We start from the raw sequence: 24,486 nt of genomic DNA on the forward strand, positions 1-24,486 counted from the left end.
CCGCGAGGGGCTGGCCGACGCCGTCGTGCGGCGCGACCGCAGCGCCCGGCACCACGAGTCCGCGGTCGACGCCCTCGCCGACCGGCTGCACCGGTGGGCGACCGCCGACTGCGCCGAACTCCGCATCGCCGACCCCGAGGAGCTCGCCTCCCGGGCCGCCGCCGAGACCGACGTGCTCGCCCTGGTCGAGAGCGCCGCCCGCGCCGCCGAGAGCGACATCACGGCCGCCGAGACCACCGCCCGGGCCGCCCGGGCCGCCGCCCGCGCCCGGCGTGCGCAGACCGCCGCCGAACTGGACGACGCCGCCGCCGGAGCCGGTGCCCCACCGGCGCCGCCCCGCACCCGCACCGCGGATCGGTCGGCCATGCCGGGTGCACCGCTGTGGCAGCTGCTGGCCTTCCGCCCGGACGTGCCGGCCGCCGACCAGGCCGGCATCGAAGCGGCCCTGGAGGCGGCCGGACTGCTGGACGCGTGGCTCACCCCCGACGGCGGCCTCGCCGTCCCCGGCCACGACACGCTCGCCGACCCGGCATCGGCCACCCCTGCCCCCGGCCGCTCGCTGCTGGACGTCCTGCAGCCCGAACCCGACGGTCCCGTCCCGGCCGACCTGGTCCGGCGGCTGCTCGCCGGCATCGCGTACGGCCCAACCCTCCCCGCGGGCCACCCGGCCGCCGTCGCGGCGGACGGCGGCTGGCGGCTCGCCACGGCCACCGGCAGTTGGACCAAGGACGAGTCCGGCCACATCGGCGCCGTCGCCCGGGCCCGGGCCAGGCAGCGCCGGATCACCGAACTCACCGCCCGGCTGGCCGAGGTGAGCGCCGAGGTTGCCGCGGCCGACGAGCAGCTGCGCGCCCTCGCCGGCCGCCGGCAGCGCCTGGGCGCCGACCTCGCGGCCCGGCCGCACCACCGGGAGGTGGAGCAGCACCGGCGCGCCCGGGAGCGTTCGGAGTCCGAGGTGGGAGCCCGCGAGGACGCCGTCCGCGAGGCCGTCGGACGGCTCGCCCGGCGCGAGGAGGCGGTCGACGGCGCGTCCCGCAGGCTCGCCGTCACCGCCGCCGAACACGGCCTGCCGGCCGAGCGGGCCGCCCTGGCGTCCGCCGCCGCCGCCGTCGACGCGCTGCGCGACCACGCCGACATTTGGCTGGACTCCCGGCTCGCCTCGCTGGCGGCCCGCCAGGCCTGGGACGCCGCCCGCGCCCGGGCCGAGGACTCCCGGGCCGTGGCCGAGGACGGCGAGGCCGAGGCGGACCAGGCCGAGGCCGTCGCCCGGAGCCTGCGCGCGGCGCTCGCCGCGGTCGAGAGCACCATCGGTGCGGACTACCGCGAGGTGGCCGCCCGGATCAGCGGCCTGCGCACGTCGCTGCGCCGGACCCGCGCCGCGCTCGCGGACGGAACCAGGGCCTTGATCGCCCTGGAAGGCCGGATCGGCTCACTGGGCACGGCCACCGCCCAGGACGCGGAACGCCGGGACGAGGCGGTGGCCGGGCGCAACGACGCCGCCCGGCGGTTCCGGCGCCTGTGCGCGCTCGGCTTCCCCGAGGACGCCGGCCGCCCGCTCGCCCTCACCGCCGAGGACGGCACCCGCGCCACCCTCGAAGCGGCCCGCGAGACCGCCGCCGGCTGGCCGAACCTCCCGCACGGCCCGCGCAATCTCGGCGACGCGCTCAACCGCCTGGCCGAGGCCGTCCACCGGGCCCGCCAGAGCCTCAGCGCCCGCGCCGACCTCGAACTGGAGGCCGACGAGGACATCCACGTCCTGACCGCCACCGTCGACGGTGTCCGCACCGGCGCCGCGGGCCTGCTCACCGCCCTTACCGAGGACCGGGACCGCAGCCGCGAGGACATCACCGCCGCCGAACGCGACCTCTTCGACCAGACCCTCACCGGTGACATCCGGCGCCACCTGGCGTCCCGCATCCGCCAGTCCGGTGAGCTGGTCGAGCGGATGAACGGCCATCTCGAACGGGTCCGCACCGCCTCCCGGGTCGCCGTCCGCCTGGTCTGGCAGATCCACCCCGACCTTCCCGCCGGCACCAGGACGGCCCGTGAACTCCTGCTCAAGGATCCGGCCAGGATCACCGAGGCCGACCGCGAGGCGCTGCACGCCTTCTTCCGCGGCCGGATCGAGGAGGCCAGGACCCGCAACACGGCGGCCACCTGGGAGGAGCAGCTGGCCGAGGTGCTCGACTACACGGCCTGGCACCAGTTCGTCGTCAAGCTGGACCGGGCCAACGGCGCCGGCTGGCAGCTGCTCACCAAGAAGCTGCACGGCGCGCTCTCCGGCGGCGAGAAGGCCATCGCGCTCCACCTGCCGCTGTTCGCCGCCGTCGCCGCCCACTACGAGGCGGTCCCGGAGTCCCCGCGGCTGATCCTGCTCGACGAGGTCTTCGTCGGCGTCGACACGGTCAACCGCGGCCAGGTCTTCGGCCTGCTGGCGGCGCTCGACCTCGACCTGGTGCTCACCTCCGACCACGAGTGGGGCACCTACCGGGAACTCCCCGGCATCGCCGTCCACCAGCTGATCACCGGGACCGACGGCGACGACGCCGTCACCAGCGCCCGGTTCACCTGGACCGGCGCCGACCTGGTGCCGGACGAGGACGTCCCGGGCCCCGCGGCGGTGGGATGACCGGCCGCCACCCGCTCGACCTCCCGGCGCTGCGGCCGCTGTGGCGGGCCGTCCACGACCGCCTCTCGGCCGGGCGGCCGGTCGGCCGGATACGGGTCGGGCCGCTCGACGAGGCCGGCCGCGAGGCCCTGGCCGACCTCCTCGGGCTCGACCGGCTCCCCGGAGCCGAGCCGACGATCCCCCTGGCGAGGCTGGAGACCGCGGTGGCGGACGCCTGCGGCCGGCCGGTCCGGGAGGTGGTGGCCGCCATCCTCGGGCCGGTCGGCGACCGGGCCGCCGACCGCGAACGCGAGGCGGGCCGCCGCGCCGCGGTCTGGGACTGGCTGGCCGGCCACGAGGTGGTCACGGCGCAGCCCGTGCTGCTGGAGTGGGCGGCCCAGCTGCGAGGGCACGGCCTGATCGACGGCTCACCCGAGCGGACCCGCGGTCTGCTGACCGCCGCGCTGACCGTCCTGGCGGCGGTCCCGGCCGACGGCGAACCGCTCCCGGTCCTCGCCGCCCGGCTGCTCGACGGCGACTCCCACGCCCTCGACGACGGGACCAGGCTGTCCTCCCTGGTGCTGCGGGCGCTGGCCGTGCTGTACGGCACCGGCGTGCCCGAGGACGCCGCCGCCCGGCGCGCGCTCTGGAGCCGGGCCGGCGTCACCGACGACGAACTCTCCGCCACGGTGCTCGCCGCCGGCCTCCGGCTGCCCGGCGACGGGCCGCTCGCGCGGACCGCCCGGATCTGCGCCGAAGCCGGACACCCCGTCAGCCTGACCCTCGCCCAACTGCGCTCGCCCGGGCCGCTCGGCGGCCTCGGCGGGCCGGTGCACCTCACCGAGAATCCCAGCGTGCTCGCCCTCGCGCTGCGCCGCTTCGGCCCGTCCTGCCCGCCGGTGGTCTGCACCTCCGGCTGGCCCAACACCGCCGTCGTCCACCTGCTGCACCTGCTCGCCGACCGCGGCGCGGCGCTGCGCCACCACGGTGACTTCGACGGCGAGGGCATCCGGATCGCCGCCCACGTCCTGGCCCGGACCGGCGCGGCCCCCTGGCGGATGACCGCCGCCGACTACCGGGCGGCCGTGACCCGGGTCCCCGCCGGCCCCGACCCCGGGCGCCTCACCCCCGCCCCGTGGGACCGGGACCTGGTCGACGCGATGGCCGAACTGCGCACCGCGGTGGTCGAGGAGGTGGTCGCCGACGAGCTGATGGCGGACCTGGCGCGCCAGGTCCGCCCACGGTGAGGGTCCGTACCGCGCAGGGGTCAGCGCAGCCCGGCGAAGAGGTCGTTCTCCGGCGTCGTGGCGCCGGTGGTGTCCCGGACCCGGACGAAGGTCTCCACGCCCATCAGCTCGGTGAACCGCTCCTTGCCCATCTTGAGGAAGAAGATGTTCTCGCCCTGGCTGGCGTGCGCGGCCAGCGCGTCGAACTTCTGGCCGCCGAACGCGGTGGTGTCCACCCAGGTGGTGATCTCCTCGTCGGGGAGGCCGATCTCGGCCAGCGCGGCGGTCTCCGCCGGGTCCGGCTCCGGCCGGCCCTCGCCGAACTCCTGCATGACCTCACCGAAGCGCTGCATCATCGAGCGCGGCGCGGTCGTCCAGTACACCTTCGGCGTCAGATCGGTCAGCTCGAGCGCCGCCATGGTGATGCGGTTCGCCTGGATGTGGTCGGGGTGGCCGTAGAACCCGTTCTCGTCGTACGTCACGACCACGTCGGGCCGGTGACGCCGCATCAGTTCGGCCAGCCGGGCGGCGCCCTCCGCCACGGGCGTCCGCCAGAACGACCCGGGGGCGTCGTTGGCCGCCCAGCCCATCATCCCGGAGTCGGCGTACTCCAACAGCTCCAGGTGATCGACCTTCAGGATCTCGCAGCTCGCCTCGAGTTCCTCGCGACGCATCGCGACGACGGCCGCCGGATCGTGCGCGGGCTCGCCCGGCTTGACGCCCCCCGGTCCGTCGCCGCAGCCGCCGTCGGTACACGTGACCAGGACCGTGCGGATGCCCTCGGCCGCGTACCGCGCCAGGACGCCCCCGGTCCCGGTGGCCTCGTCGTCGGGGTGCGCGTGTACCGCCATCAGCGTCAGGGGCCGTTCAACCATGAAATCCATCCTCGGGTTCGACATGTGCTCGGGCCACAGTCTGCGGCAGCCGGGCCGGCGGCCGCCCCGAATCCCGGGCGCCCTCGCCGTAGTTCTGCGTTCCGGGCACCTGAACCACCGGGGACGGAGGAAGATTCCCGGCCCCGCGCGCGTCCGCGCGCTACGCGCAGGCCGGGCACAGCCCCCGGTAGGTGACCTCGACCCCGGAGAGGGTGAAGCCGAAGCGCTCCTCGGCCGGGAGGTCGGCCAGCGGGCTGCCGGTGGGGTGGACGTCGCGGATGGTGCCGCAGCCGGAGCAGACCAGGTGCTGGTGCGGGTGGTGCGCGTTGGGGTCGTAGCGGCGGGCGCGGCCGTCGGTGGAGACCTCCATGACCTCGCCGAGGGAGACCAGTTCGCCGAGGGTGTTGTAGACGGTCGCCCGGGAGATCTCCGGCAGCCGCTGGGCCGCGCGGGCGTGCACCTCGTCGGCGGTGAGGTGGACGTGGTCGCCGTCGAGGACCTCCGCTACGACACGCCGCTGGGAGGTCATCCGCCAGCCGCGTTCGCGCAGTCGCGCCAGTAGGTCACTCATATCGCTTCACCTATTCAGGATCATGGGGGTGTCCGGAGTTTATCAGCGGGTGTCTCGGGTCCGATCGGATGTGAGTCTGGTGTCCTTCTTGACTTGGATCCTGTCCATCGTAGGATCGGTTCCGGTGATAGCCAAGGGACGGGTTGACCCCGGAACGGTAGGAGAGAGCGACGTGACGGCCACCGCCGAGGAGCGTTGCGGTGCCGGCCTTCGGGTGACGGGTACCCGTGTCGCGCTGCCCGGAGCCGTCCGTGACGGCGGCCGCGCCGGCTCCGCCGGACCGATCCCGCCGGCCGCCCGGCCCGGTTCGAGGGGAGCGCCGGGGCCGGCTGTGCCGTACCCGCCGGCGCCGGTGTCCGGGCCCACCACCAGCACTTCCTTAGCATCGTGATCCGCCAGGTCCGGAAGGATTCCCATGTCTGAGAACCATGACGCAATCGTCACCGAGGCGAAGTCGGAGGGCGCGGGCGGCTGTCCCGTCGTGCACGGGCGGGCCCCGCACCCGACCCAGGGCGGCGGCAACCGCCAGTGGTGGCCGGAGCGCCTCAATCTGAAGATCCTTGCCAAGAACCCGGCGGTGGCCAACCCGCTCGGCGGGGAGTTCGACTATGCCGCGGCGTTCAACACCCTCGACCTCGCGGCGGTGAAGCAGGACATCGCCGAGGCCCTGACCACCTCGCAGGACTGGTGGCCGGCCGACTTCGGGCACTACGGCCCGTTCATGATCCGGATGGCCTGGCACAGCGCCGGCACCTACCGGATCAGCGACGGCCGCGGCGGCGCCGGCGCCGGCCAGCAGCGCTTCGCCCCGCTGAACAGCTGGCCGGACAACGGCAACCTGGACAAGGCCCGCCGCCTGCTGTGGCCGGTCAAGAAGAAGTACGGCCAGAACCTCTCCTGGGCCGACCTGATGATCCTGGCCGGCAACGTCGCCCTGGAGTCGATGGGCTTCGAGACCTTCGGCTTCGGCGGCGGCCGGGCCGACGTCTGGGAGCCCGACGAGGACGTTTACTGGGGCCCCGAGACCACCTGGCTCGGCGACGAGCGCTACACCGGCGACCGTGAGCTGGAGAACCCGCTCGGCGCGGTCCAGATGGGCCTGATCTACGTCAACCCGGAGGGCCCGAACGGCACCCCGGACCCGATCGCCGCGGCCCGCGACATCCGCGAGACCTTCCGCCGGATGGCGATGAACGACGAGGAGACGGTGGCCCTGATCGCGGGCGGCCACACCTTCGGCAAGACCCACGGTGCGGGCCCGGCCGACGCCGTCGGCGCCGACCCCGAGGCCGCCCCGCTGGAGCAGCAGGGCCTCGGCTGGAAGAACTCCTTCGGTACCGGCAAGGGCGGCGACGCGATCACCAGCGGCCTCGAGGGCATCTGGACCAACACGCCGATCACCTGGGACAACAGCTTCTTCGAGATCCTGTTCGGCTACGAGTGGGAGCTGTTCCAGAGCCCCGCCGGCGCCAACCAGTGGCGGCCGAAGAACGGCGCGGGCGCCGGCACCGTCCCCGACGCCCACGACGCGGCGAAGACCCACGCCCCGACCATGCTCACCACCGACCTGTCGCTGCGCTTCGACCCGGCGTACGAGCAGATCTCGCGGCGCTTCCTGGCGGACCCCGCCGCGTTCGCCGACGCCTTCGCCCGCGCCTGGTTCAAGCTGACCCACCGCGACATGGGCCCGGTCGTGCGCTACCTCGGCCCGGAGGTCCCGTCCGAGACGCTGCTGTGGCAGGACCCGCTGCCCGCCGCGGCCGGCGAGCCGGTCGGCGCCTCCGAGATCGCCGACCTCAAGGCCCGGATCCTCGCCTCCGGCCTGTCGGTGTCCGAGCTGGTCTCCACCGCGTGGGCCGCTGCCTCCTCGTTCCGCGGCAGCGACAAGCGCGGCGGCGCCAACGGTGCGCGCATCCGCCTGCAGCCGCAGGCCGGCTGGGAGGTCAACGAGCCCGACCGGCTGGCCGCCGTGCTGCGCACCCTGGAGGGCGTCCAGCAGGAGTTCAACGCCGCCGGCGGCCGTCAGGTCTCGCTGGCCGACCTGATCGTGCTGGCCGGCGGCACCGCCGTCGAGAAGGCCGCCAAGGACGCCGGATTCGACGTCGAGGTGCCCTTCGCACCGGGGCGCACCGACGCCTCGCAGGAGCAGACCGACGTGGAGTCGTTCGCGGCGCTGGAGCCGGCCGCGGACGGGTTCCGCAACTACCTCGGCAAGGGCAGCCGGCTGCCGGCCGAGTACCTGCTGATCGACCGGGCCAACCTGCTGAACCTGAGCGCCCCCGAGCTGACGGTCCTGGTCGGCGGCCTGCGGGTGCTGGGCGCCAACCACCAGCAGTCGCAGCTCGGCGTCCTGACCGCCACCCCCGGGTCGCTGACCAACGACTTCTTCGTCAACCTGCTCGACCTGGGCACGACCTGGAGCGCGACCTCCGGGGACGCCAACACGTTCGAGGGCCGCGACGCGGCCACGGGCGAGGTCCGGTGGACCGGCAGCCGGGCCGACCTGGTGTTCGGTTCCAACTCCGAGCTGCGGGCGCTCGCGGAGGTCTACGCGAGCGACGACGCGAAGGAGAAGTTCGTGGCGGACTTCGTCGCGGCCTGGGCCAAGGTGATGGACCTGGACCGGTTCGACCTGGTCTGATCCCGTCCACGGCGTCCGGGCCGGTCCGCACGGACCGGCCCGGACGGCCGCCGTTTCCCGCCACCGGGGCCCTCAGCGCGGCTCCTCGCGCCGCCCGGCGGGCTCCTGGCCGAGCAGGGCCGCGACGGTGTCGCGCGGGCTCCGGTTGCGGCCCGCCTTCGGCACCAGCCGGGCCGGGTCGGCCGAGTCGCGGACGAAGGCGTGCAGCCGTTCCCGGTGGGCGGCCAGCACGAGGTCGGTCCGCTCCCCGGCGATCTCCGCCGAACCGTCGGTCGTGTAGTGGACGGCGGTCAGCAGCGCGGAGCGCTCGGCCGCGGCGAGGACGGCGTCGGCGTCGAGCGCCGCGTCGGACGGCGCCCAGGGCCCCTGCGGCAGCCAATCGGCGACGATCCGCAGCGTCTCCTCCAGGGTGCGCAGCGACAGTTCGTGGACCCCGAGCGCGTCGATCCGCACCATCAGGCAGATCCGCTCCGGCTGGGGCAGGACGAGGACGCGCCACGGCTCGCCCGGCCGGGCGCCGGTGATCCGCGCGTCCAGCACCATCCGGGCCCGCCGCTGGAAGGTCACGGCGATGCCGAGGTCGCCGCGGACCTGGATCTGGTCCGCGCCGGAGCCGGGCACCAGGAGCTGCCGGGCGGCGAGCGAGCGGACCGCCTCGGCCAGCACCTCGTCCGCGGGGCGGGCCTCCAGGAAGTCCACCACCGCGTCCACCACGGTCAGTTCGGCGCTGGTGTAGGCGCCGAGCGGGACCGCTCCGGTGTGCACCAGGCCCACCACCGCCGTGACCAGTCCCTCCGGGACCGAGACGGATCCCGCCTGCGGCTCGTGGCCGTCGCTCTCGGTCACCGGTCCTCCCGGGTCGGGCGCGTCCCGGGCGGCGGCTGCTCGCCGGGGGTGAACAGGATCCGGGCGGCGGGCGGCAGCGGCGCCTCGCTGATCCACACCTGCGAGTTGCCGAACAGCCCGCGCCCGGCGCGGTCGGACAGGGTCTCGCCGAGCTCGTCCGAGGGGTCGGCCAGCTCCGGTGGCGGGAACCGGACGGCCAGGTCCGCGGAGGCCGAGGTGGTGTCGTCGTCGGCCTCGATCCGCCGCAGTGCGACGGCCAGCGCGCGGGAGACGGCCGGCGCCAGCTCGGTCGGGGCGGTGACGGCGGGGGAGAGGTACATCGGCCGCCGCTCGGTGACCCGGGACAGCCCCCAGGGGCCGACGTTGCTGCGGGTGACCCGGTAGACCACGTAGTCCATCAGGTGCCGGACGTCGTCCAGGGTCGGCAGCTTGCGCGCGCCGAACGCGGCCGGGGTCTTCTCCAGCTGCAGCCAGGTGCCGGTCGCGGTGCGGCCGTGCAGCTTCTCGCGGACCACCAGGCCGCGCATGCCGATGTCGGGGTAGCGGGTCTTGTCGATGTCGCGGTGGTGGCTGGAGATCCGCCGGTGGCTCACCTCGGGGAACAGCCAGGTCTCGTACAGCCGCGGGTCGTCGACCAGGACGTGGCCGCCGCACAGCACGTCGTGCAGCTGCGGGACCTGCAGGCCGTTGCCCTCCAGGTCGGCCAGGATCGCGGCCTCCTGGGGGCTGAGGCCCGCGGCGGCGGCGAGCAGGCCCTTGCGGTAGGTGCCGTTCTGCGCGGTCAGCTGGATCAGGATGCGGACCCGGTCGCGGGTCTCCTGCGTCCGGCGCTCGCGCTCCGCCCGCTCGGCGCGGCGTCTGCGGCGGCGTCCCTGTCCACTGGCCATGGGATTCAGTACAGCACCGGCGGGGGGAGCCCGCGCCCGAGGCCGTGCGCACGGCTGGGCGCACGGCCGGGCGGTGGCGCCCGGTGTGCCCGGCGGGGGAGCCCGGGGCGCGGCGGGCACGGGCCGGGCCGCGCTGACCCGTTCGGGTGCCGTCCCCGCGGAACAGGTGGGCCGCGGGGCGTCCGTTCCCTTGGCAGCGCCGGGGCAGGCCCCTACACTCAGGCCGAACGCGAGCCAAGCTCATGTTCCTCGAGGAGGCGGAGATCAGCGGAGCCGAACCCCGGGCGGCGGCCCCGGCCGCACCCGCCGCCCAGCCCACCACCCCGCCCACCACCGCCGCGCTCGCCGAGCCCGTGACCCCGGTCCGGGCCGGCTGGACCGCCACCCTCAGCCTCGCCTCGCTCGCCGTCTTCCTGGGCTTCTTCACCCCCATCCAGATCCTCCTGCCGCTCCAGCTCGAACAGCTCGACCCGGGCCGCAAGGCCGAGCTGCTGGCCTGGGTCACCGGCACCGGCGCCCTGGTCGCGATGGTCGTCAACCCGCTGGCCGGCGCGCTCAGCGACCGCACCCACTCCCGGTACGGCCGCCGCCGCCCCTGGATCCTCGGCGGCGCCCTGCTCGGCGCCGCCGGACTGCTGGTCACCGCCGGCGGGCACGGCCTGCCCGGGATCACGGCCGGCTGGTGCCTCGCCCAGACCGGCCTCAACGCCATGCTGGCCGGGGTCACCGCCCCCGTCGCCGACCAGGTGCCGCTCTCCCAGCGCGCCCAGGTCTCCGGCTGGACCGGCATCAGCCAGTCGCTGGGGCTGGTGGTCGGCGCGCTGCTGGTCACCCTGGTGGGCGGCGGCGTGCCGGCCGGCTACGCCCTCACGGCGGCGCTCACCGTGGCACTCGCGCTGCCGTTCGTGCTCGGCCACCGCGAGCCGGTGCTGCCGCGCGGCGCCCGCGCGCCGTCCGGCCGCCGCGTGCTGCTCACCGGCTACTGGGTCAGCCCGCGCCGCCACCCGGACTTCGGCTGGTCGTGGCTGACCCGGTTCCTGATCAACCTGGGCAACGCGCTCGGCACCCTCTACCTGCTCTACTACCTCACCGACGCCGTCCACCTGGCCTCGCCCGACCAGGGCGTCCTGGTACTCACCGCCGTCTACACCGCGGCCGCGCTGCTCACCGCGATCCCCTCCGGCCTGATCTCCGACCGCACCGGCCGGAGGAAGCGGCCGGTGGTGGTCTCCTGCCTGACCATGGCGGCCGCCGCCGTGATCCTGGCGCTCTGGCACAGCTGGCCGGCCACCATGGCCGCGGCCGCCGTGCTCGGCGCGGGCTTCGGGATCTACCTGGCGGTCGACCAGGCGCTGGTCACCCAGGTGCTCCCGGCCGCGGCCGACCGCGCCAAGGACCTCGGCGTGATCAACATCGCCAACTCCGCGCCGCAGGTGCTCGCCCCGGCGCTGGCCGCACCCCTCGTCGCCCACCTCGGCGGCTACACCGGCCTCTACCTCGCCACGGCCGCCGTCACCCTGCTGGCCGGCGCCCTGGTGCACCGGATCCGCGGCGTCGCCTGACCGGGCCCGGCCGGGGCGCGGCCGTCACAGCCGGACCACCACCAGGGCGGTGTCGTCGTCGGCGCCGTCGTCCCCGCCCGGGAAGAGGTCGTCCAGCAGCGCGTCCGCGAGCAGGTCGGGGGTGGCTGCCCGGTGCCGTGCGGCGCTGTCGACGAGCCGCCGGATCCCGGTGTCGATGTCCTCGCCCCGCCGTTCGACCAGACCGTCGGTGTAGAGCACCAGCGTGGCAGCGGGACCGAACCGGACCGTCGCCTCCGAGCGGTCCGCGGACGGCGGCCACGCCCCGAGCGGCGGGTCGGTCGCGGCGTCCAGCAGGTCGACCCCGCCGTCGGCGTGGACCAGCACCGGGGGCAGGTGCCCGGCACAGCTGTAGACGACCGTGCCCGCCGCACGGTCGATGACGGTCTGCACGGCCGTGGTGGCCAGCGCGCCCTCCAGCCCCGAGGAGAACCGGGTCAGCGTGCGAAGCGCCTCGGCGGGCCGCCCGGTGGCGCGGATCGCCGCGTTGAGCGCGCTGTGCAGCTGCCCCATCACCCCGGCGGCCTCCAGACCGTGGCCCACCACGTCGCCGACCGCCACCGCGATCCGGCGCTCGTCCAGGTCGAGCAGGTCGTACCAGTCGCCGCACACGTTCAGCGATCCGGTCGCCGGCCGGTAGCGGACCGCCGCGAACGACCGGTGCGCGGGCGCCAGCACGGGCAGCATCGCCCGCTGCAGGCTGACCGCGACCGCCCGCTCGCGGGCGTGCGCCAGCCGCAGCTCCGCGTTGAGCTCCTGGAGTTCCTGGGCGCGGGCGAACAGGTCCGCCGCCATCTGCTCCTCGTGGGTCAGCTCGCCGCCGGGCGCCTCGCCGGTGCGGTGCGCCTTGAGCTGCTTGACCAGCGCGGTGACCTCCTCCACCCGGTGGACCACCAGCGCCACCCGGCCGTCGGGCCCGAGGACGGGCGTGTTGACCGGGCTCCAGTACCGCTCCTCGAACTCGCCGGGGCGGTCGGGCAGCTCGACGTCGTACTTCTGCAGCGCCATGCTGTCGGGCGCGCCGGTGCGGACCACCCGCTCCAACGAGGCCCGCAGGGTCCGCACGCCGCTCGCCTCCGGGTCCGCCGGATTGTCCGGGAACACGTCGAAGACGTACCGGCCGGCCAGGTCCGCCAGGGTCCGCCCGGATGTCCGCAGGTACGCCTCGTTGGCGTCCACCATGACCAGGTCGGGGGTCAGGATCAGGGTCGGGCTGGGCAGGGCCCGGAACACCGCCCCGTAATCCACGCCCGGCCCGGTCACCCGGTTCCTCGCTCACGTCGCATCGTGGCCGCCAATCTACGCCCGCCCCAGGCCGGTCGCAGGCGCCCGCGTCCGGGAGTGCTAGCGCGTCAGCGACAGCTGGAGGCCGCCCTCCAGCGGGGAGCGCAGCGTGAGGGCGGCGGCCACCTCGGCGGGCAGCTCGTCGAGGCCGAGCAGGCCGGCGCTGAGCCGGGCGGCCGCCCGGTGCCAGTCGCCGGCCCGGCGCAGCAGCGCGTGGCCGCTGCCCTCGACCCGGTAACCGGCCACCTGGGCGCCCGCGGCGCGGGCCCGGCCGGCGAACAGCAGGGTGTCGGCGGGGGCGGTGACCCGGTCGCGGTCGCCGTGCAGCATCAGCAGCCGGCGCCCGGCCAGGTGCTCGCATGGCTCCTTCTCGGGGCACCACGGGGCGAGCGCGACCACGCCGGTCACGCACGGGTGCCCGGCGGCCCGCAGCGCCGCGCGTCCGCCCATCGAGTGGCCGATCAGCACGGTCGGGACCGGACCGAGCTCCTCGGTGAGGTCGGACAGCGCCGCGAGGGTGTCCCTGGCCGGGTCGGCGCGCTCGCCGTTCCAGCCGCGGCAGCGGTAGCGGACCGTCCCGACGGCGACCCCGCCGCCGGCCGTGGCCCGCTCCACCGCGCAGCTGAAACCGCGCATCCGCAGGCCCGGCAGGTTGACCGGGCCGGGGGCGCGCAGACCGTCCACCTGGCCGCCGTGCAGCACCAGCACCGCGGCGCTCGGCGACTCGGGCCGTACCCGCCACACCAGGGCGCGGTGCGCACCGGCCCGCGGCGGTGCCGTCCGTCTGTCCACGCAGTCACTCCCGTCGCTCCGGGGTGTCACTCTACGCGCCGCCGTCCGCGAACCGTAAGCATCGTCCGGGGATCCCGGGCCGCGGCGGCTCCTAGGGTGGACGACGGGTCCGCCGGGCCCCGCGCCGTTCACCCGCACGTCAACCCGCAAGGAGACAAGAGCCCATGGCCGACTCGGTATCAGGTCCGCTGTCAGCAGGTCCCGCAGGTCCCGCAGGTCCCGCCCGGGCCGAACTCGGCGTGATCGGCGGCTCCGGCCTGTACGCGCTGCTGGAGGACGTCACCGAGGTCACCGTCGACACCCCGTACGGGCCGCCCAGCGACTCGGTCTTCCTCGGCGAGGTGGCCGGCCGTCCGGTCGCCTTCCTGCCGCGCCACGGCCGCGGCCACAGCCTGCCGCCGCACCGGATCAACTACCGCGCCAACCTGTGGGCGCTGCGCTCGCTCGGGGTGCGGCAGGTGCTCGGGCCGTGCGCGGTGGGCGGGCTGCGCCCGGAGTACGGACCGGGGACGCTGGTGGTGCCGGACCAGTTCGTGGACCGGACGGCCGGGCGGGTGCAGACCTTCTACGACGGGGTGCCGCTGCCGGACGGCTCGCTGCCGTCGGTGGTGCACGTCTCGGTGGCCGACCCGTACTGCCCCGACGGGCGGGCGGCGGTGCTGGCCGCCGCCCGCGGGCACGCCTGGGAGCCGGTGGACGGCGGCACCCTGGTGGTGGTGGAGGGCCCGCGGTTCTCCACCCGGGCGGAGTCACGCTGGTTCGCCGCGAACGGCTGGTCGGTGGTCGGGATGACCGGCCACCCCGAAGCCGTGCTCGCCCGCGAACTGGGGCTCTGCTACAGCTCGTTGGCGCTGGTCACCGACCTGGACGCGGGGGTGGAGAGCGGCGAGGGCGTCACCCACACCGAGGTGCTGGCGGTCTTCGCGCGCAACGTCGACCGGCTGCGGACCGTGCTGTTCTCGGCGCTGGCGGGCCTGCCCGCGCACCGGGACTGCGTCTGCTCGCACGCCCTGGACGGGCTGGAGACCGGCCTGCCAGCGCACTGACCGCCCGCCGGCCGGCCCGGACGGGCCCGCGCCCGGCCGGGTCGGGGCGGCGGCGGTCCGTCAGGGCCGCCCCGCGGGCCGCCCGGTGGGGATGACCGGCAGCACCACACCGCCGTTGACCAGGCCGCTGCGGGCCACACCCGCGCCCGAGGAGGCGATGCCGAGCAGGTCCGGCAGGTCGTACGGGTCGGCGGCGTCGAGGTCGACCTGGTAGCCGATGTCCTCCAGGCTCGCCACGGTGAGCCGGCTGAGCGGGTTGCCGGGGCCGGCGATGGACGGCGACATCAGCTCGTTGCTGAACACCGACTCCCGCCAGTGACTGTCCCGGGAGCCCGGGCCGCCGACGTTCGCCACCGGTACCGCGACCGCCTCGCCGCCCTTGCCGAGCAGCTTGCCGAACTCGGCCTCGGCGCTGCGCCCGGTGAAGGTCGGGTTGGTGGTCCCGGCCCCGGCCAGCAGGCCGAAGGCGTTCCACGTGGTGCCGATCCCCAGGACGTGTCCCATCTCGTGGGTGATGACGTCGACCAGGGTGCCGTCGGCCTCCATCTGCTCCAGGTCGGCCGAGTCGAAGCGCATCGTCCCCTTCGCCGGGAGGCCCGCGCCGGAGACGGCGGACGCGTCGCGGAAGTCGGTGGGGCCCGCCATGCCGAGGATGTTCCCGGTGCCGTCGATCTCGACGCCCTCGGCCTCCACCAGCAGGTCGTCGATGACGTCGGAGCCGACCACCGCGGTGTCCAGGTCGCCGACGATGACCTGGGCCCAGCGGTCGGCGGCCTTGGCGAAGGCCTTCTCCTGAGTCTCCGTCAGCCCGCCGAGGAACCTCACCTCGATCGTGAACGGCGAGGTCGTCGCGGCGATCTGCTGTGCTCGGGCGAGGTCGGCGACCGCTCGGTAGGTTCTGAACGTGCCTGTGCTGTACTTGCCCATGACCACTCCAGACAGGGTGTGGATCCGTGCCGAATCCCTCCCTCAATCCACCGTAGGCGCACCGCCGGTACAATGCGCGCCCGCTGCCGGACCCGCCGCCGGGCCCCGGGCCGGCCGGTCACGGAGCGCTCCGCGGATCCGCTACCGGCCGTGCCCGCAGGGCGGTTGACCGTCACCCGGGGTACCGGAAGGGCGCTCCGCCGCTACCCGCCGTACCCGACGGGCCGTCGGCCGCTACGCGCGGTGGCGGCCGTCACTTCGCCGGGGCGGCGGGCTTCGGCAGCAGCCGGGACGCGGTCACGTGGCAGACCACGACCGAGACGATCACCAGCGGCATCACGGTGACGCCGTCGGAACCCAGCAGCAGCGTGGCCAGCAGGGTCGAGGTCATCGGCAGCCGCAGCAGCGCCACCGACATCGCCCCCATCCCCATCGCCGCCGCGGACACGTACGGCAGCCCCGGCAGGTGCGACATCGCGAGCCCGCCCGCCGCGCCCAGGAACATCGCCGGGAAGATCGGACCGCCGCGGAACGCCGACAGCGACACGCAGTACGCGATGCTCTTGCAGGCCACCAGCAGCACCAGGGTCGCCGCCGTGTAGTCGCCCTGGTGCAGCAGCAGTTGGGGCAGCGCGTCCTGCCCGGAGAACAGCACGTCCGAGTCGGCCTTCCCGGTGCCCTCGGCGTACGCGATGGCGACCCCAGCCACGACCAGGCCCATCACCGGGGTCCACCACAGCCGCCGCCGGCCCACCCGCGGCTCGAACCACCGCGCCGTGCGCTGCACCCCGATGCCGAGGAACGCCGCCGCGACGCCGATCACCAGCGCCCAGCCGAACTGCGCGATGTCGGCGCGGCCGACCGGCGGCAGGCTCGGGATGACGAGGGTGACGTTGCCCAGTCCGGTCCACGAACCGAGCCCGGTGAAGATCAGCGAGCCGACACCGGAGGCCAGCAGCCCCGGGAGCAGCACCACCCCCATCGTGGGGCCGCCCAGCCCCGACGCCTCCATCAGCAGGAACGCGCCGAGCAGCGGCGAGCCCAGCAGGGCGCTGATCGCCGCGAAACTGCCGGAGGCCGCCACCACCGCCTGCGCCCGGCCGTCGGCGTCCGGCCGCAGCAGCCGGAAGGCGTACAGCGCGATCCCGCCGCCGAGCGCGATCAGCGGCGCCTCGGGGCCGACCACCGCACCGAGCCCCAGCGAGGCCAGCGCCGCGAAGAGCACCCCCGGCAGCTCGGCCGCCGACGGCGCGCCCTTGGTGTTGAGCCCCTCGGCCGGCTCGTGGCCGCCGTTGCCCGGCAGGTAGCGGATGGTCAGCGCGACCAGCACACCGGACACCGCCAGCAGCGGCAGCGGCCACCACGGCGGCGCCCCGTCGAAGCCGAGCGAGGTCGGCAGGTCGTCGAAGACGGCGTGCTGGATCTTCGCCACCAGTTGCAGGAAGCCCCACGCGCCCGCCGACAGCACCACACCCAGCACCGCCGCGACCACCAGCAGAGCGAGGTACCCCCGGCTGCGCAGCACCGCCGACGGGTCGGCGGCCAGTGCGCCCTCAGCGCCGCCCGGCGGCTGGTCCGATGCCATCCAGCAGGCCTCCTCGTCACCGTCCCGCGGGGCATGGCGCCCAGGGTCCGGGTCGATGATGCCAGCAGTACGGGCGGTTCATCCGCATTCGTCCCCGCGGCCCTGACGGCGGGTCGGCGCCCCGGCACCCGCGCGCTGCTCCGCACGGGTGATCCGGGCCGCCCGGCCGGGTGGCCCGACGGGCACCACGGCGCGGCGCGGCACACCGGGGTGCTTGGCTCCTGCCACGGGCCGCACCGGCCCGGCGGGCCGAGGGACGGGGAGCGACGGTGGCGACAGAGGCGGATCCGGGACCCGGACCCACCGTCCTCGTGGTGCTCGGCGTGGCCGGCTGCGGCAAGAGCACAGTCGGCGCGCTGCTCGCCGAGCGGCTCGGCTGGGCCTTCGAGGACGCCGACGACCTGCACGCCCCGCAGGCCCGCGCCAAGATGGCCGCCGGCCACCCGCTCACCGACGAGGACCGCAGGCCCTGGCTGCTCGCCGTCGCGCACTGGGCAGACGAGCGGATCGCGGCCGGCGAGTCGGCCGTGGTGGCCTGCTCCGCGCTCCGGCGCTCCTACCGCGACCTGCTGCGCGAGGGCCGCCCGCAGGTCCGCATGGTGTACCTGAAGGCCGACCGCGCGCTGGTCGCCGAGCGGCTGACCGAGCGCCACGGCCACTTCTTCCCGGCCCGGCTGATGGACAGCCAGTTCGCCGAACTCGAGGAGCCCGGCCCGGGGGAGGACGTCGTGGTGGTTCCGGTCGGCGCCGGCCCCGACGACAGCGCCGCACGGACGGCCGACACCGCGCTGGCGCTGCTGGCCGCCGAGCGCCCGGACACGCCGTGACGGGCCCCGCCCGGATCCTGCTCCCGTACCCGCTCGCCGACCTGGGCGCCCCCCTGCCCGGTCCGCCCGAGGCGCTGGTCTGGGACGGCGCCGCCGAGCCGCCCGACGCGGCCGCGCTGGCCGGCATCGAGTTCTTCGTCATCCCGTACACCCGCACCCACCGCGCGCTGCCGCTTCTCGGCCTGATGCCGCGGCTGCGGGTGGTGCAGAGCCTGAGCGCCGGAGTCGAGGAACTGCTCCCGCACGTCCCGCGCGGCGTCCTGCTGTGCAACGCGCGCGGGGTGCACGACGCCAGCACCGCCGAGCTGGCGCTCACCCTCACGCTGGCCGCGCTGCGCGGCGTTCCCGGCTTCGTCCGGGCCCAGCAGGAAGGCCGCTGGGAAGGCGGCTGCCACCCCGCGCTCGCCGACCGCACCGTGCTGCTGGTCGGGTACGGCGCCATCGGCCAGGCGGTGGAGGCCCGGCTCGCCCCGTTCGAGTGCACCGTGCTGCGGGTGGCCCGCACCGCCCGGCCGGGCGCCCGCGGCGAGGTGCACGGCCTGGCCGACCTCGACACCCTGCTGCCCCGGGCCGACGTGGTGATCCTCACCGTGCCGCTGACCGCCGCCACCCGGGGCCTGGCCGGCCGGGACTTCCTGGCCCGGCTGCGCGACGGCGCGCTGCTGGTGAACGTCGCCCGCGGCGCGGTGGTGGACACCTCCGCGCTGCTCGCCGAACTCGCCACCGGCCGGCTCACCGCGGCCCTGGACACCACCGACCCGGAGCCGCTGCCGCCAGGCCATCCGCTCTGGCACGCCCCCGGGGTGCTGATCAGCCCGCACGTCGGCGGCAACAGCACCGCGTTCCGCCCGCGGGCGCTGCGGCTGATCCGTACCCAGCTCCAGCGCCACCTGCGCGGCGAGCCGCCGCTGAACCGGGTCGGCCCGGCCGCCGAGGCCTGACCCCGTCAGGTCCGCAGGGGTCAGACCCGGTGCGAGCGCCGCTCACGGCTCTCGATCAGCCGCCAGATCCGGTGCTGGCCCTTCAGCGTGAGCACTCCGACCACGATCAGCACGACGATGTTGAGCAGCAGCTGCGCCAGTGCCCCGCGCGCCTCCGTGAAGCTGGAGAACGCGCAGGAGACCCCGACGTCGGCCGCCGCCGGGATGGTGGTGACGGAGATGAACACCCCGAGCAGTGCGCTGGTCCTGGCCTGGGTCAGCGAGACGATCCCGACCACACCGGCCAGCACCGCCACCACCACCGAGTAGAAGTTCGGCGTGTCGATCAGGTCGGACACCGGCCGGAGGCCGAGCGCGAACGCCGTCGGCTGCAGCCCCAGCCCCCGGACCAGCAGCGCGAACAGGAAGGTGGCCAGCACCGCCGAACCGAAGCCGATCAGCAGCGCCAGCAGGCCCTGCCGGACCCGGCGCCGGTTGCCGTGCTCCAGGCCGAGCGCCACGCTGGTGATCGCCCCGTACTCGGGTCCGACCACCATCGCCGCCACGATCAGGATCTGCGAGTTGGTGATGATCCCTACCGCGCCGATGATCCCCGCCACCGTCAGGTACAGGTAGAAGCTCGGCAGGTAGGTGCCCTCGGCGCGGATCCGGGCCTCCACCTCCTCCCACACCGGCGCGTGCGCCAGCGGGCCGAGCCGGCCCGACTCCGCCGCGGCCGCCGGGCCGGACAGCGCCATCTCCACCGGCTCCACCACGATCGACCCGCGCCGCTCCACCTCCAGCGCGCGCAGCCGCCGCAGCAGGCCGTTGGCCGCCCCGGCCAGCACGTCGCACTCGACTGCGTCGCCCGCGGGGTGCCGGGCCGCGGCCGGGAGCACCACCAGGTTGAACACGTAGCGGTCGTCGGCCAGCGTGCGGAGCGTCGCGGCGGCGAGGTCCGGCGGCACCACCAGCCGGACGTGGAGCATGTCCATCCGGCCATCCTGGGCCAGCCGCCCGGCCGGCCCGCCCCGAGCGCGGCGCCGCGCCACCAACGAGCGACGCCCGCTGGGCCGCCCGGGCGACCGGATCCCCCTGTTCCGGCGGCGCGGTAGGCCGGTGGTGTGACGTACGCCCCCGGATCGGTGCGGCCCGCGTGCCGGTCGGACCCCGGGCACCCGCACGGTGGTTTGGTCCTCGGGAGGACCCGCGGTCCTCACCGGCCCGCGGGGCCGGCCCGACGGCAGGAGGAGAGACCCGGTGGCAGCAGGCGACGGTACGGGGCGCACGGCGGTCTCCGCGCAACTCCTGAAGGGCCAGAAGGCGCTGGTGACCGGCGCCAACTCGGGCATCGGCAAGGCGACCGCGATCGCGCTCGGCCGGGCCGGCGCCGACGTGGTGGTCAACTACGTGGCCGGCGCCGACGCCGCCGCCGAGGTGGTCGCCACCCTCCAGGGGTTCGGGGTGCGGGCCTACGCCCACGAGGCGGACGTCTCCGACGAGGACCAGGTGGTGGCGATGGTCGCCCGGATGGTCGAGGAGCTCTCCACCATCGACATCATGGTCGCCAACGCCGGACTGCAACGGGACGCGCCCTCCACCGAGATGACGCTCGCCCAGTGGCAGAAGGTCATCGACGTCAACCTGACCGGCCAGTTCCTGTGCGCCCGCGAGGCCGCCAAGGAGTTCGTCCGCCGGGGCGTGGTGCCGGAGGTCTCCCGGTCGGCCGGGAAGATCATCTGCATGAGTTCGGTGCACCAGATCATCCCGTGGGCCGGCCACGTCAACTACGCCTCCTCCAAGGGCGGCGTCGGCATGCTGATGCAGACCCTCGCCCAGGAGCTCGCCCCGCAGCGGATCCGGGTCAACGCGGTCGCCCCCGGCGCCATCCGCACCCCCATCAACACCGACGCCTGGTCCACCCCCGAGGCCGAGGCGGAACTGCTCAAGCTCATCCCGTACCGCCGGGTCGGCGACCCGGACGACATCGCCAACGCCGTCGTCGCCGTCGCCTCCGACCTGCTCGACTACGTGGTCGGCACCACGCTGTACGTCGACGGCGGGATGACCCTCTTCCCGGGCTTCGCCACCGGAGGCTGACCCGCCGCCACCCGACCCCGCCCCCGGTCCGGGCCCCGGCCGGCCCCCGGTACGAGACAGAGGCACCCATGCACGGCACCGCCGCCCTCCTCGCCGGCACCCCGCCCCAACTCCTGCCCGCACGCGAGCTGATGGCCTTCTCGCTGGCCACCCACATCCTGCTGGTCCCGTTCGGCGTCGCACTGCCGTTCATCACCCTGCTGATGCACCTGCGCGGCCTGCGCCGCCAGGACGCGACGGCGATGCTGCTGGCCCGGCGCTGGTCGGCGGTGATGGCCGTGCAGTTCGCCATCGGCGTGGTCACCGGCACCGTGCTGTCCCTCGAGTTCGGGCTGCTCTGGCCGGGCATGCTGGGCCGCTGGGGCGACGTGTTCGGCCTCGGGTTCGGGGTCGAGGCCTGGGCGTTCTTCCTGGAGGCCGTCCTGATCGCGATCTACCTGTACGGCTGGCGGCGGCTCAAGCCCTGGACGCACTTCTGGCTCGGCGTCCCGCTGCCGCTGACCGCGCTGATGGGCGCGTTCGGCATCGTCGCCGCCAACTCCTGGATGAACACCCCGCAGGGCTTCACCCTCGACGCCGAGGGCAACCCGGTCGGCGTCAGCGTCCGGCAGGCCGTGTTCACGCCCATGTTCGGCCCCGAGTACTGGCACTTCGCGGCCGCGATGTTCCTCACCGCTGCCTACGTGACCGCCGGCGTGTACGCGGTAGGCCTGCTGCGCGGCCGCCACGACCGCTACCACCTGCTCGGCTTCACCGTCCCGTTCACCGTCGCCGCGATCCTCACCCCGATCCAGTTCGTGCTCGGTGACTCCATCGCCCGTTCGGTCTTCCACAAACAGCCGATCAAGTTCGCCGCCACCGAGCTGGTCTGGGACACCGACACCCACGTCCCCGAGTACATCTACGGCCGGCTGAACGAGGACGGCACCATCTCCGGCGGCCTGAAGATCCCCCAACTCGACTCCATCCTGGCCGGGTTCAAACCCAGCACCCAGGTCACCGGCCTCAGCTCGGTCGCCGCGGACGACCGCCCGACCGCCCTCCAGGCCACCATCGCGCACTGGGCCTTCGACACCATGGCCGTCATCGGCAGCCTGCTGATCCTGCTCGCCCTCTGGTACGGGTGGATCCGGCTGCGCCACCTCGACCTGCCCCGCTCACGATGGTTCCTGCGCTGCGCCGCCGTCGCCGGGGCCGCCTGCCTGCTCACCGTCGAGTGCGGCTGGATCACCACCGAGGTCGGCCGCCAGCCGTGGATCGTCTACAACAACATGCGGGTCGCCGACGCCGTCACCGGCACCCGGGCCGGCTCGCTGTGGGCGATGCTCGGCATCGTCATCGTGGTCTACGCGGCGGTGATCGCCGGATTCCTCACCGTGCTGCTCAAGATGCGCACCCGCTGGCGCGCCACCGACCTCGACACCGCGGGCCCGGCCGGCGCCGCACCCGAGGCCGACACCCCGTACGGGCCCCGCGGCGACCGGCTGCCCGCCACCGTCGACGGCGGCCGCGACCGCACCCCCGGAGGTGGGGCCCGATGGCCGAGGTGATCGCCTGGGTGCTGGTGCTCGCCGTCGCCGCGTACGCCTGCGCGGGCGGCACCGACTACGGCGCCGGGTTCTGGGACCTGCTGGCCGGCGGAGCGCGGCGCGGCGAGCGGCCGCGCTGGCTGATCGACCATGCGATGGCCCCCGTCTGGGAGGTCAACAACGTCTGGCTGGTCTTCGTGCTGGTCGTGATGTGGACCGGCTTCCCCACCATGTTCCAGGCGGTGTTCACCGCGATGTGGCTGCCGCTGGCGCTCGCCGCGGTCGGCCTGGTGCTGCGCGGCGCCGGCTTCGCGCTGCGCAAGCCCACCCGGCGTCTCGCCCGGCGGCGGATCTACGGCGCGACGTTCGCCGTCGCCTCCCTGGTCACCCCCTTCTTCCTGGGCGCCGTCCTCGGCGGCATCGCCTCCGGCCGGGTCGCCGTCGGCACCCCCGCCACCGCCGACGCCTGGGCCAACCCCACCTCCGTCCTGGCGGGGCTGCTGGCCATCGCGGCCACCGCCTTCCTCGGCGCGGTGTTCCTCTGCTCCGACGCCCGGCGCTTCGGCGCCGACGACCTGGTCGGCTACTTCCGGCTGCGCGCCCTGTGCGCGCTGGGCGCCGTCGTCGTGCTGGCCCTGATCGGCCTGCCGGTCACCCACGACGACGCCCGCTACGTCTGGGACGGCCTGACCGGCGGCGCCGGGCTGGCGCTGATCCTGCTGGCCGCGGCGGCCGGCGCGGCCACCGCCGTGCTGCTGCTGCGCCGGGCCCACCGCTGGAGCCGCTGGACAGCGTCCGCCGCCGTCGCCCTGACCGTCGTCGCCTGGGGCTTCGCCCAGCGCCCCTACCTGCTGCCCACCACCCTGACCGTCGCGGACGCCGCCGGCGACGGGGACACCCTGACCTGGCTGCTCATCGTCACGCTGGTCGCCGTGCTGCTGGTCGGGCCCGCGCTGGTCCTGCTCTTCTGGCTGGACACCCACGGCGAACTGGAACCGCTGACCGACGCCGACACCGGCACCACCGGCCACGCCAAGGGCGACGACCTGCCCTGACCCTCCGCCCCGCTGAACGGTGGCCGGGCCGTCAGCGGGCGAGCGAGCGCAGCAGGCGGACGTACGGGGACCAGCGGGACGGCCGGGACACCGTGCCGGTGCAGGCCTGTTCGGCGCGGTCCAAGGCGTCCTCCAGGCAGGCGTCGTGCATCCAGCGGAAGGCCAGCGGCCAGCTCAGCCGCGCGGGGCCGCCGGTCCGCATGGCGAGGGTGTGCCGCAGGACCGTGCGCCCCCCGTCCAGCGGCAGCGCCGTGAACTCGTGGAAGCCGTCGAAACCGCGCGGCCCGCTGAAGGCGAACCGCACCCAGGTGCCGGGCACGTACGCGGTGACCGTGTAGCGGACCGGTCCGTGGCCGCCCACCGCGCCCGCCGCCAGCGGGCGGTCGAACTCCATCGCGGGCCACTGGGCGTGCGGCCACAGCCGGTCCGGCCGGCCGGCCGTCCCGCCGGACAGGCCGTCGATGAGCGCGCCCACCTCGCCCGGGTCGGCGGCCAGCACGCGCTCGTGCACGTTGTAGACGGGCATGGGTCCCCCTCGGAAGCAAATTAGAGAAGTCTCTCTAGTTGTTCTGGAGGCTACTCTCTTATTCATGGCGCGACCACCCCGCTTCGACACCGGCCAACTCCTCGACGCCGCGGTCCTCCTCGCCGCCACCGGCGGCCCGGCCGACGTGACCATGACCGCCGTCGCCCAGGCGGTCGGCGCGCCGAGCGGCTCCGTGTACCACCGCTTCCCCGGCCGGACCGCCCTGCTCGCCGAGGTGTGGCTGCGCAGCGTCGAGCGCTTCCAGGACGGCTACTTCGCCGCGCTCGGCAGCGACCCCGACCCGCGGCTCGCCGCCCGCGCCGCAGCCCGGCACGTGGTCTCCTGGAGCCGCGCCCACCCGCAGGAGGCCGCGCTGCTCCTGTACGGACCCGGGGAGTTCGGCCGCGCCGACTGGTCCGAGGCCCACAAGGACCGTGCGGACCTGGGCAATCAGCGCGTGTTCGGCTCCCTCGCCACCCTCGCCGAAGCGCTCGGCGCGGCCGGCCCCCAGGACCGTGACCGGGTCGTCCTGGCCCTGATCGACCTGCCGCTGGCCGTGGTCCGCCGCCATCTGCGGGCGGGCGACCCGCTGCCGCCGTACGCCGAGGAGCTCGCCGAGGAATCCACGGCGACACTCCTCGCCCGCCCCTGCGCCGGGTAG

The 24,486-nt window shown here is 75.1% G+C and carries 21 protein-coding genes; 11 read left to right on the forward strand and 10 right to left on the reverse strand.

Annotated elements, in window-relative coordinates:
* Both AA75_RS52050 and AA75_RS18245 read left to right on the forward strand, forming a co-directional pair.
* Positions 1-2,629 (forward strand): TIGR02680 family protein (locus AA75_RS52050; RefSeq protein WP_033821136.1); only part of this gene is annotated, 2,629 nt, incomplete at its 5' end.
* On the forward strand, positions 2,626-3,855 hold the full coding sequence (locus AA75_RS18245; RefSeq protein ID WP_033821137.1) for a TIGR02679 family protein: 1,230 nt from the start codon (positions 2,626-2,628) through the stop codon (positions 3,853-3,855). The genes AA75_RS52050 and AA75_RS18245, both read left to right, overlap by 4 nt.
* A gap of 20 nt (positions 3,856-3,875) precedes the next feature.
* On the opposite strand, the gene AA75_RS18250 is transcribed toward AA75_RS18245, so the two are convergent.
* Entirely contained in the window at positions 3,876-4,709 is an 834-nt protein-coding gene (locus AA75_RS18250) for a PIG-L family deacetylase (protein WP_033821138.1), read from the reverse strand.
* 160 nt (positions 4,710-4,869) lie between these two features.
* On the reverse strand, positions 4,870-5,280 hold the full coding sequence (locus AA75_RS18255; protein ID WP_033821139.1) for a Fur family transcriptional regulator: 411 nt from the start codon (positions 5,278-5,280) through the stop codon (positions 4,870-4,872).
* Between the two features lie 415 nt (positions 5,281-5,695).
* Here AA75_RS18255 and katG point away from each other — a divergent pair, with 415 nt between their 5' ends.
* The gene (gene katG, locus AA75_RS18260; RefSeq protein ID WP_033821140.1) at positions 5,696-7,921 is read left to right on the forward strand and encodes a catalase/peroxidase HPI; all 2,226 of its coding nucleotides are present in this window, start codon (positions 5,696-5,698) and stop codon (positions 7,919-7,921) included.
* A 72-nt stretch (positions 7,922-7,993) separates the two neighbouring features.
* On the opposite strand, the gene AA75_RS49445 is transcribed toward katG, so the two are convergent.
* Positions 7,994-8,767, reverse strand: coding sequence for a hypothetical protein (locus AA75_RS49445; RefSeq protein ID WP_033821141.1), 774 nt, complete (start codon positions 8,765-8,767; stop codon positions 7,994-7,996).
* A complete protein-coding gene (locus tag AA75_RS18270; protein ID WP_033821142.1) occupies positions 8,764-9,654 on the reverse strand; it encodes a hypothetical protein in 891 nt (296 codons plus the stop codon). The genes AA75_RS49445 and AA75_RS18270 overlap by 4 nt, the downstream gene beginning before the upstream one ends.
* 242 nt (positions 9,655-9,896) lie before the next feature.
* Between AA75_RS18270 and AA75_RS18275 the strand changes: the two genes are divergently transcribed.
* On the forward strand, positions 9,897-11,216 hold the full coding sequence (locus AA75_RS18275; protein ID WP_149038224.1) for an MFS transporter: 1,320 nt from the start codon (positions 9,897-9,899) through the stop codon (positions 11,214-11,216).
* Positions 11,217-11,240: 24 nt separating this feature from the next.
* Here AA75_RS18275 and AA75_RS18280 read toward each other — a convergent pair whose 3' ends face one another.
* Together AA75_RS18280 and AA75_RS18285 are read right to left on the reverse strand one after the other, a co-directional pair.
* The gene (locus tag AA75_RS18280) at positions 11,241-12,497 is read right to left on the reverse strand and encodes a PP2C family protein-serine/threonine phosphatase (protein WP_033821143.1); all 1,257 of its coding nucleotides are present in this window, start codon (positions 12,495-12,497) and stop codon (positions 11,241-11,243) included.
* A gap of 81 nt (positions 12,498-12,578) precedes the next feature.
* Complete coding sequence (locus AA75_RS18285; RefSeq protein ID WP_233289073.1) at positions 12,579-13,310, reverse strand: alpha/beta fold hydrolase; 732 nt, start codon at positions 13,308-13,310, stop codon at positions 12,579-12,581.
* A gap of 164 nt (positions 13,311-13,474) precedes the next feature.
* On the opposite strand from AA75_RS18285, the gene AA75_RS18290 reads away from it, so the two are divergent.
* A complete protein-coding gene (locus AA75_RS18290) occupies positions 13,475-14,356 on the forward strand; it encodes an S-methyl-5'-thioadenosine phosphorylase (protein WP_033821144.1) in 882 nt (293 codons plus the stop codon).
* Between the two features lie 60 nt (positions 14,357-14,416).
* Here AA75_RS18290 and AA75_RS18295 read toward each other — a convergent pair whose 3' ends face one another.
* Positions 14,417-15,283, reverse strand: coding sequence for a leishmanolysin-related zinc metalloendopeptidase (locus AA75_RS18295; protein ID WP_033821145.1), 867 nt, complete (start codon positions 15,281-15,283; stop codon positions 14,417-14,419).
* A 253-nt stretch (positions 15,284-15,536) separates the two neighbouring features.
* A complete protein-coding gene (locus AA75_RS18300; protein ID WP_033821146.1) occupies positions 15,537-16,868 on the reverse strand; it encodes a chloride channel protein in 1,332 nt (443 codons plus the stop codon).
* A 269-nt stretch (positions 16,869-17,137) separates the two neighbouring features.
* Here AA75_RS18300 and AA75_RS18305 point away from each other — a divergent pair, with 269 nt between their 5' ends.
* A complete protein-coding gene (locus AA75_RS18305) occupies positions 17,138-17,695 on the forward strand; it encodes a gluconokinase (protein WP_033821147.1) in 558 nt (185 codons plus the stop codon).
* Positions 17,696-17,880: 185 nt separating this feature from the next.
* Positions 17,881-18,636: a 2-hydroxyacid dehydrogenase gene (locus tag AA75_RS18310; RefSeq protein ID WP_149038225.1), complete on the forward strand. Its 756-nt coding sequence runs from the start codon at positions 17,881-17,883 to the stop codon at positions 18,634-18,636.
* Between the two features lie 20 nt (positions 18,637-18,656).
* On the opposite strand, the gene AA75_RS18315 is transcribed toward AA75_RS18310, so the two are convergent.
* Positions 18,657-19,610, reverse strand: coding sequence for a DUF389 domain-containing protein (locus tag AA75_RS18315; protein ID WP_033821149.1), 954 nt, complete (start codon positions 19,608-19,610; stop codon positions 18,657-18,659).
* Positions 19,611-19,875: 265 nt separating this feature from the next.
* On the opposite strand from AA75_RS18315, the gene AA75_RS18320 reads away from it, so the two are divergent.
* The 3 genes from AA75_RS18320 (at position 19,876) to AA75_RS18330 (ending at position 23,299) form a co-directional block, all read left to right on the forward strand.
* Positions 19,876-20,715 carry an SDR family oxidoreductase gene (locus AA75_RS18320; protein ID WP_033821150.1) on the forward strand — a complete coding sequence of 280 codons (840 nt, stop codon included), beginning with the start codon at positions 19,876-19,878 and terminating at the stop codon, positions 20,713-20,715.
* 68 nt (positions 20,716-20,783) lie between these two features.
* Positions 20,784-22,265 carry a cytochrome ubiquinol oxidase subunit I gene (locus tag AA75_RS18325; protein ID WP_033821151.1) on the forward strand — a complete coding sequence of 494 codons (1,482 nt, stop codon included), beginning with the start codon at positions 20,784-20,786 and terminating at the stop codon, positions 22,263-22,265.
* Positions 22,253-23,299, forward strand: coding sequence for a cytochrome d ubiquinol oxidase subunit II (locus tag AA75_RS18330; RefSeq protein ID WP_033821152.1), 1,047 nt, complete (start codon positions 22,253-22,255; stop codon positions 23,297-23,299). The genes AA75_RS18325 and AA75_RS18330 overlap by 13 nt, the downstream gene beginning before the upstream one ends.
* A gap of 31 nt (positions 23,300-23,330) precedes the next feature.
* Here the strand turns inward: AA75_RS18330 and AA75_RS18335 are convergent, their stop codons facing one another.
* The gene (locus AA75_RS18335; RefSeq protein ID WP_033821153.1) at positions 23,331-23,825 is read right to left on the reverse strand and encodes a hypothetical protein; all 495 of its coding nucleotides are present in this window, start codon (positions 23,823-23,825) and stop codon (positions 23,331-23,333) included.
* 64 nt (positions 23,826-23,889) lie between these two features.
* Here AA75_RS18335 and AA75_RS18340 point away from each other — a divergent pair, with 64 nt between their 5' ends.
* A complete protein-coding gene (locus tag AA75_RS18340; protein WP_033821154.1) occupies positions 23,890-24,486 on the forward strand; it encodes a TetR/AcrR family transcriptional regulator in 597 nt (198 codons plus the stop codon).

The organism is Kitasatospora sp. MBT63 (assembly GCF_000710465.2).
Taxonomy (GTDB): domain Bacteria; phylum Actinomycetota; class Actinomycetes; order Streptomycetales; family Streptomycetaceae; genus Kitasatospora.

Coding starts and splice junctions, on each gene's coding strand:
- AA75_RS18270 (WP_033821142.1), bottom strand. CDS start 9,654: ATGGCCAGTGGACAGGGACGCCGCCGCAGACGCCGCGCCGAGCGGGCG.
- AA75_RS18335 (WP_033821153.1), bottom strand. CDS start 23,825: ATGCCCGTCTACAACGTGCACGAGCGCGTGCTGGCCGCCGACCCGGGC.
- AA75_RS18245 (WP_033821137.1), top strand. CDS start 2,626: ATGACCGGCCGCCACCCGCTCGACCTCCCGGCGCTGCGGCCGCTGTGG.
- AA75_RS18255 (WP_033821139.1), bottom strand. CDS start 5,280: ATGAGTGACCTACTGGCGCGACTGCGCGAACGCGGCTGGCGGATGACC.
- AA75_RS18300 (WP_033821146.1), bottom strand. CDS start 16,868: ATGGCATCGGACCAGCCGCCGGGCGGCGCTGAGGGCGCACTGGCCGCC.
- AA75_RS18340 (WP_033821154.1), top strand. CDS start 23,890: ATGGCGCGACCACCCCGCTTCGACACCGGCCAACTCCTCGACGCCGCG.
- AA75_RS18315 (WP_033821149.1), bottom strand. CDS start 19,610: ATGGACATGCTCCACGTCCGGCTGGTGGTGCCGCCGGACCTCGCCGCC.
- AA75_RS18290 (WP_033821144.1), top strand. CDS start 13,475: ATGGCCGACTCGGTATCAGGTCCGCTGTCAGCAGGTCCCGCAGGTCCC.
- AA75_RS18250 (WP_033821138.1), bottom strand. CDS start 4,709: ATGGTTGAACGGCCCCTGACGCTGATGGCGGTACACGCGCACCCCGAC.
- AA75_RS18295 (WP_033821145.1), bottom strand. CDS start 15,283: ATGGGCAAGTACAGCACAGGCACGTTCAGAACCTACCGAGCGGTCGCC.
- katG (WP_033821140.1), top strand. CDS start 5,696: ATGTCTGAGAACCATGACGCAATCGTCACCGAGGCGAAGTCGGAGGGC.
- AA75_RS18325 (WP_033821151.1), top strand. CDS start 20,784: ATGCACGGCACCGCCGCCCTCCTCGCCGGCACCCCGCCCCAACTCCTG.
- AA75_RS18330 (WP_033821152.1), top strand. CDS start 22,253: ATGGCCGAGGTGATCGCCTGGGTGCTGGTGCTCGCCGTCGCCGCGTAC.
- AA75_RS18310 (WP_149038225.1), top strand. CDS start 17,881: ATGCCGCGGCTGCGGGTGGTGCAGAGCCTGAGCGCCGGAGTCGAGGAA.
- AA75_RS18275 (WP_149038224.1), top strand. CDS start 9,897: ATGTTCCTCGAGGAGGCGGAGATCAGCGGAGCCGAACCCCGGGCGGCG.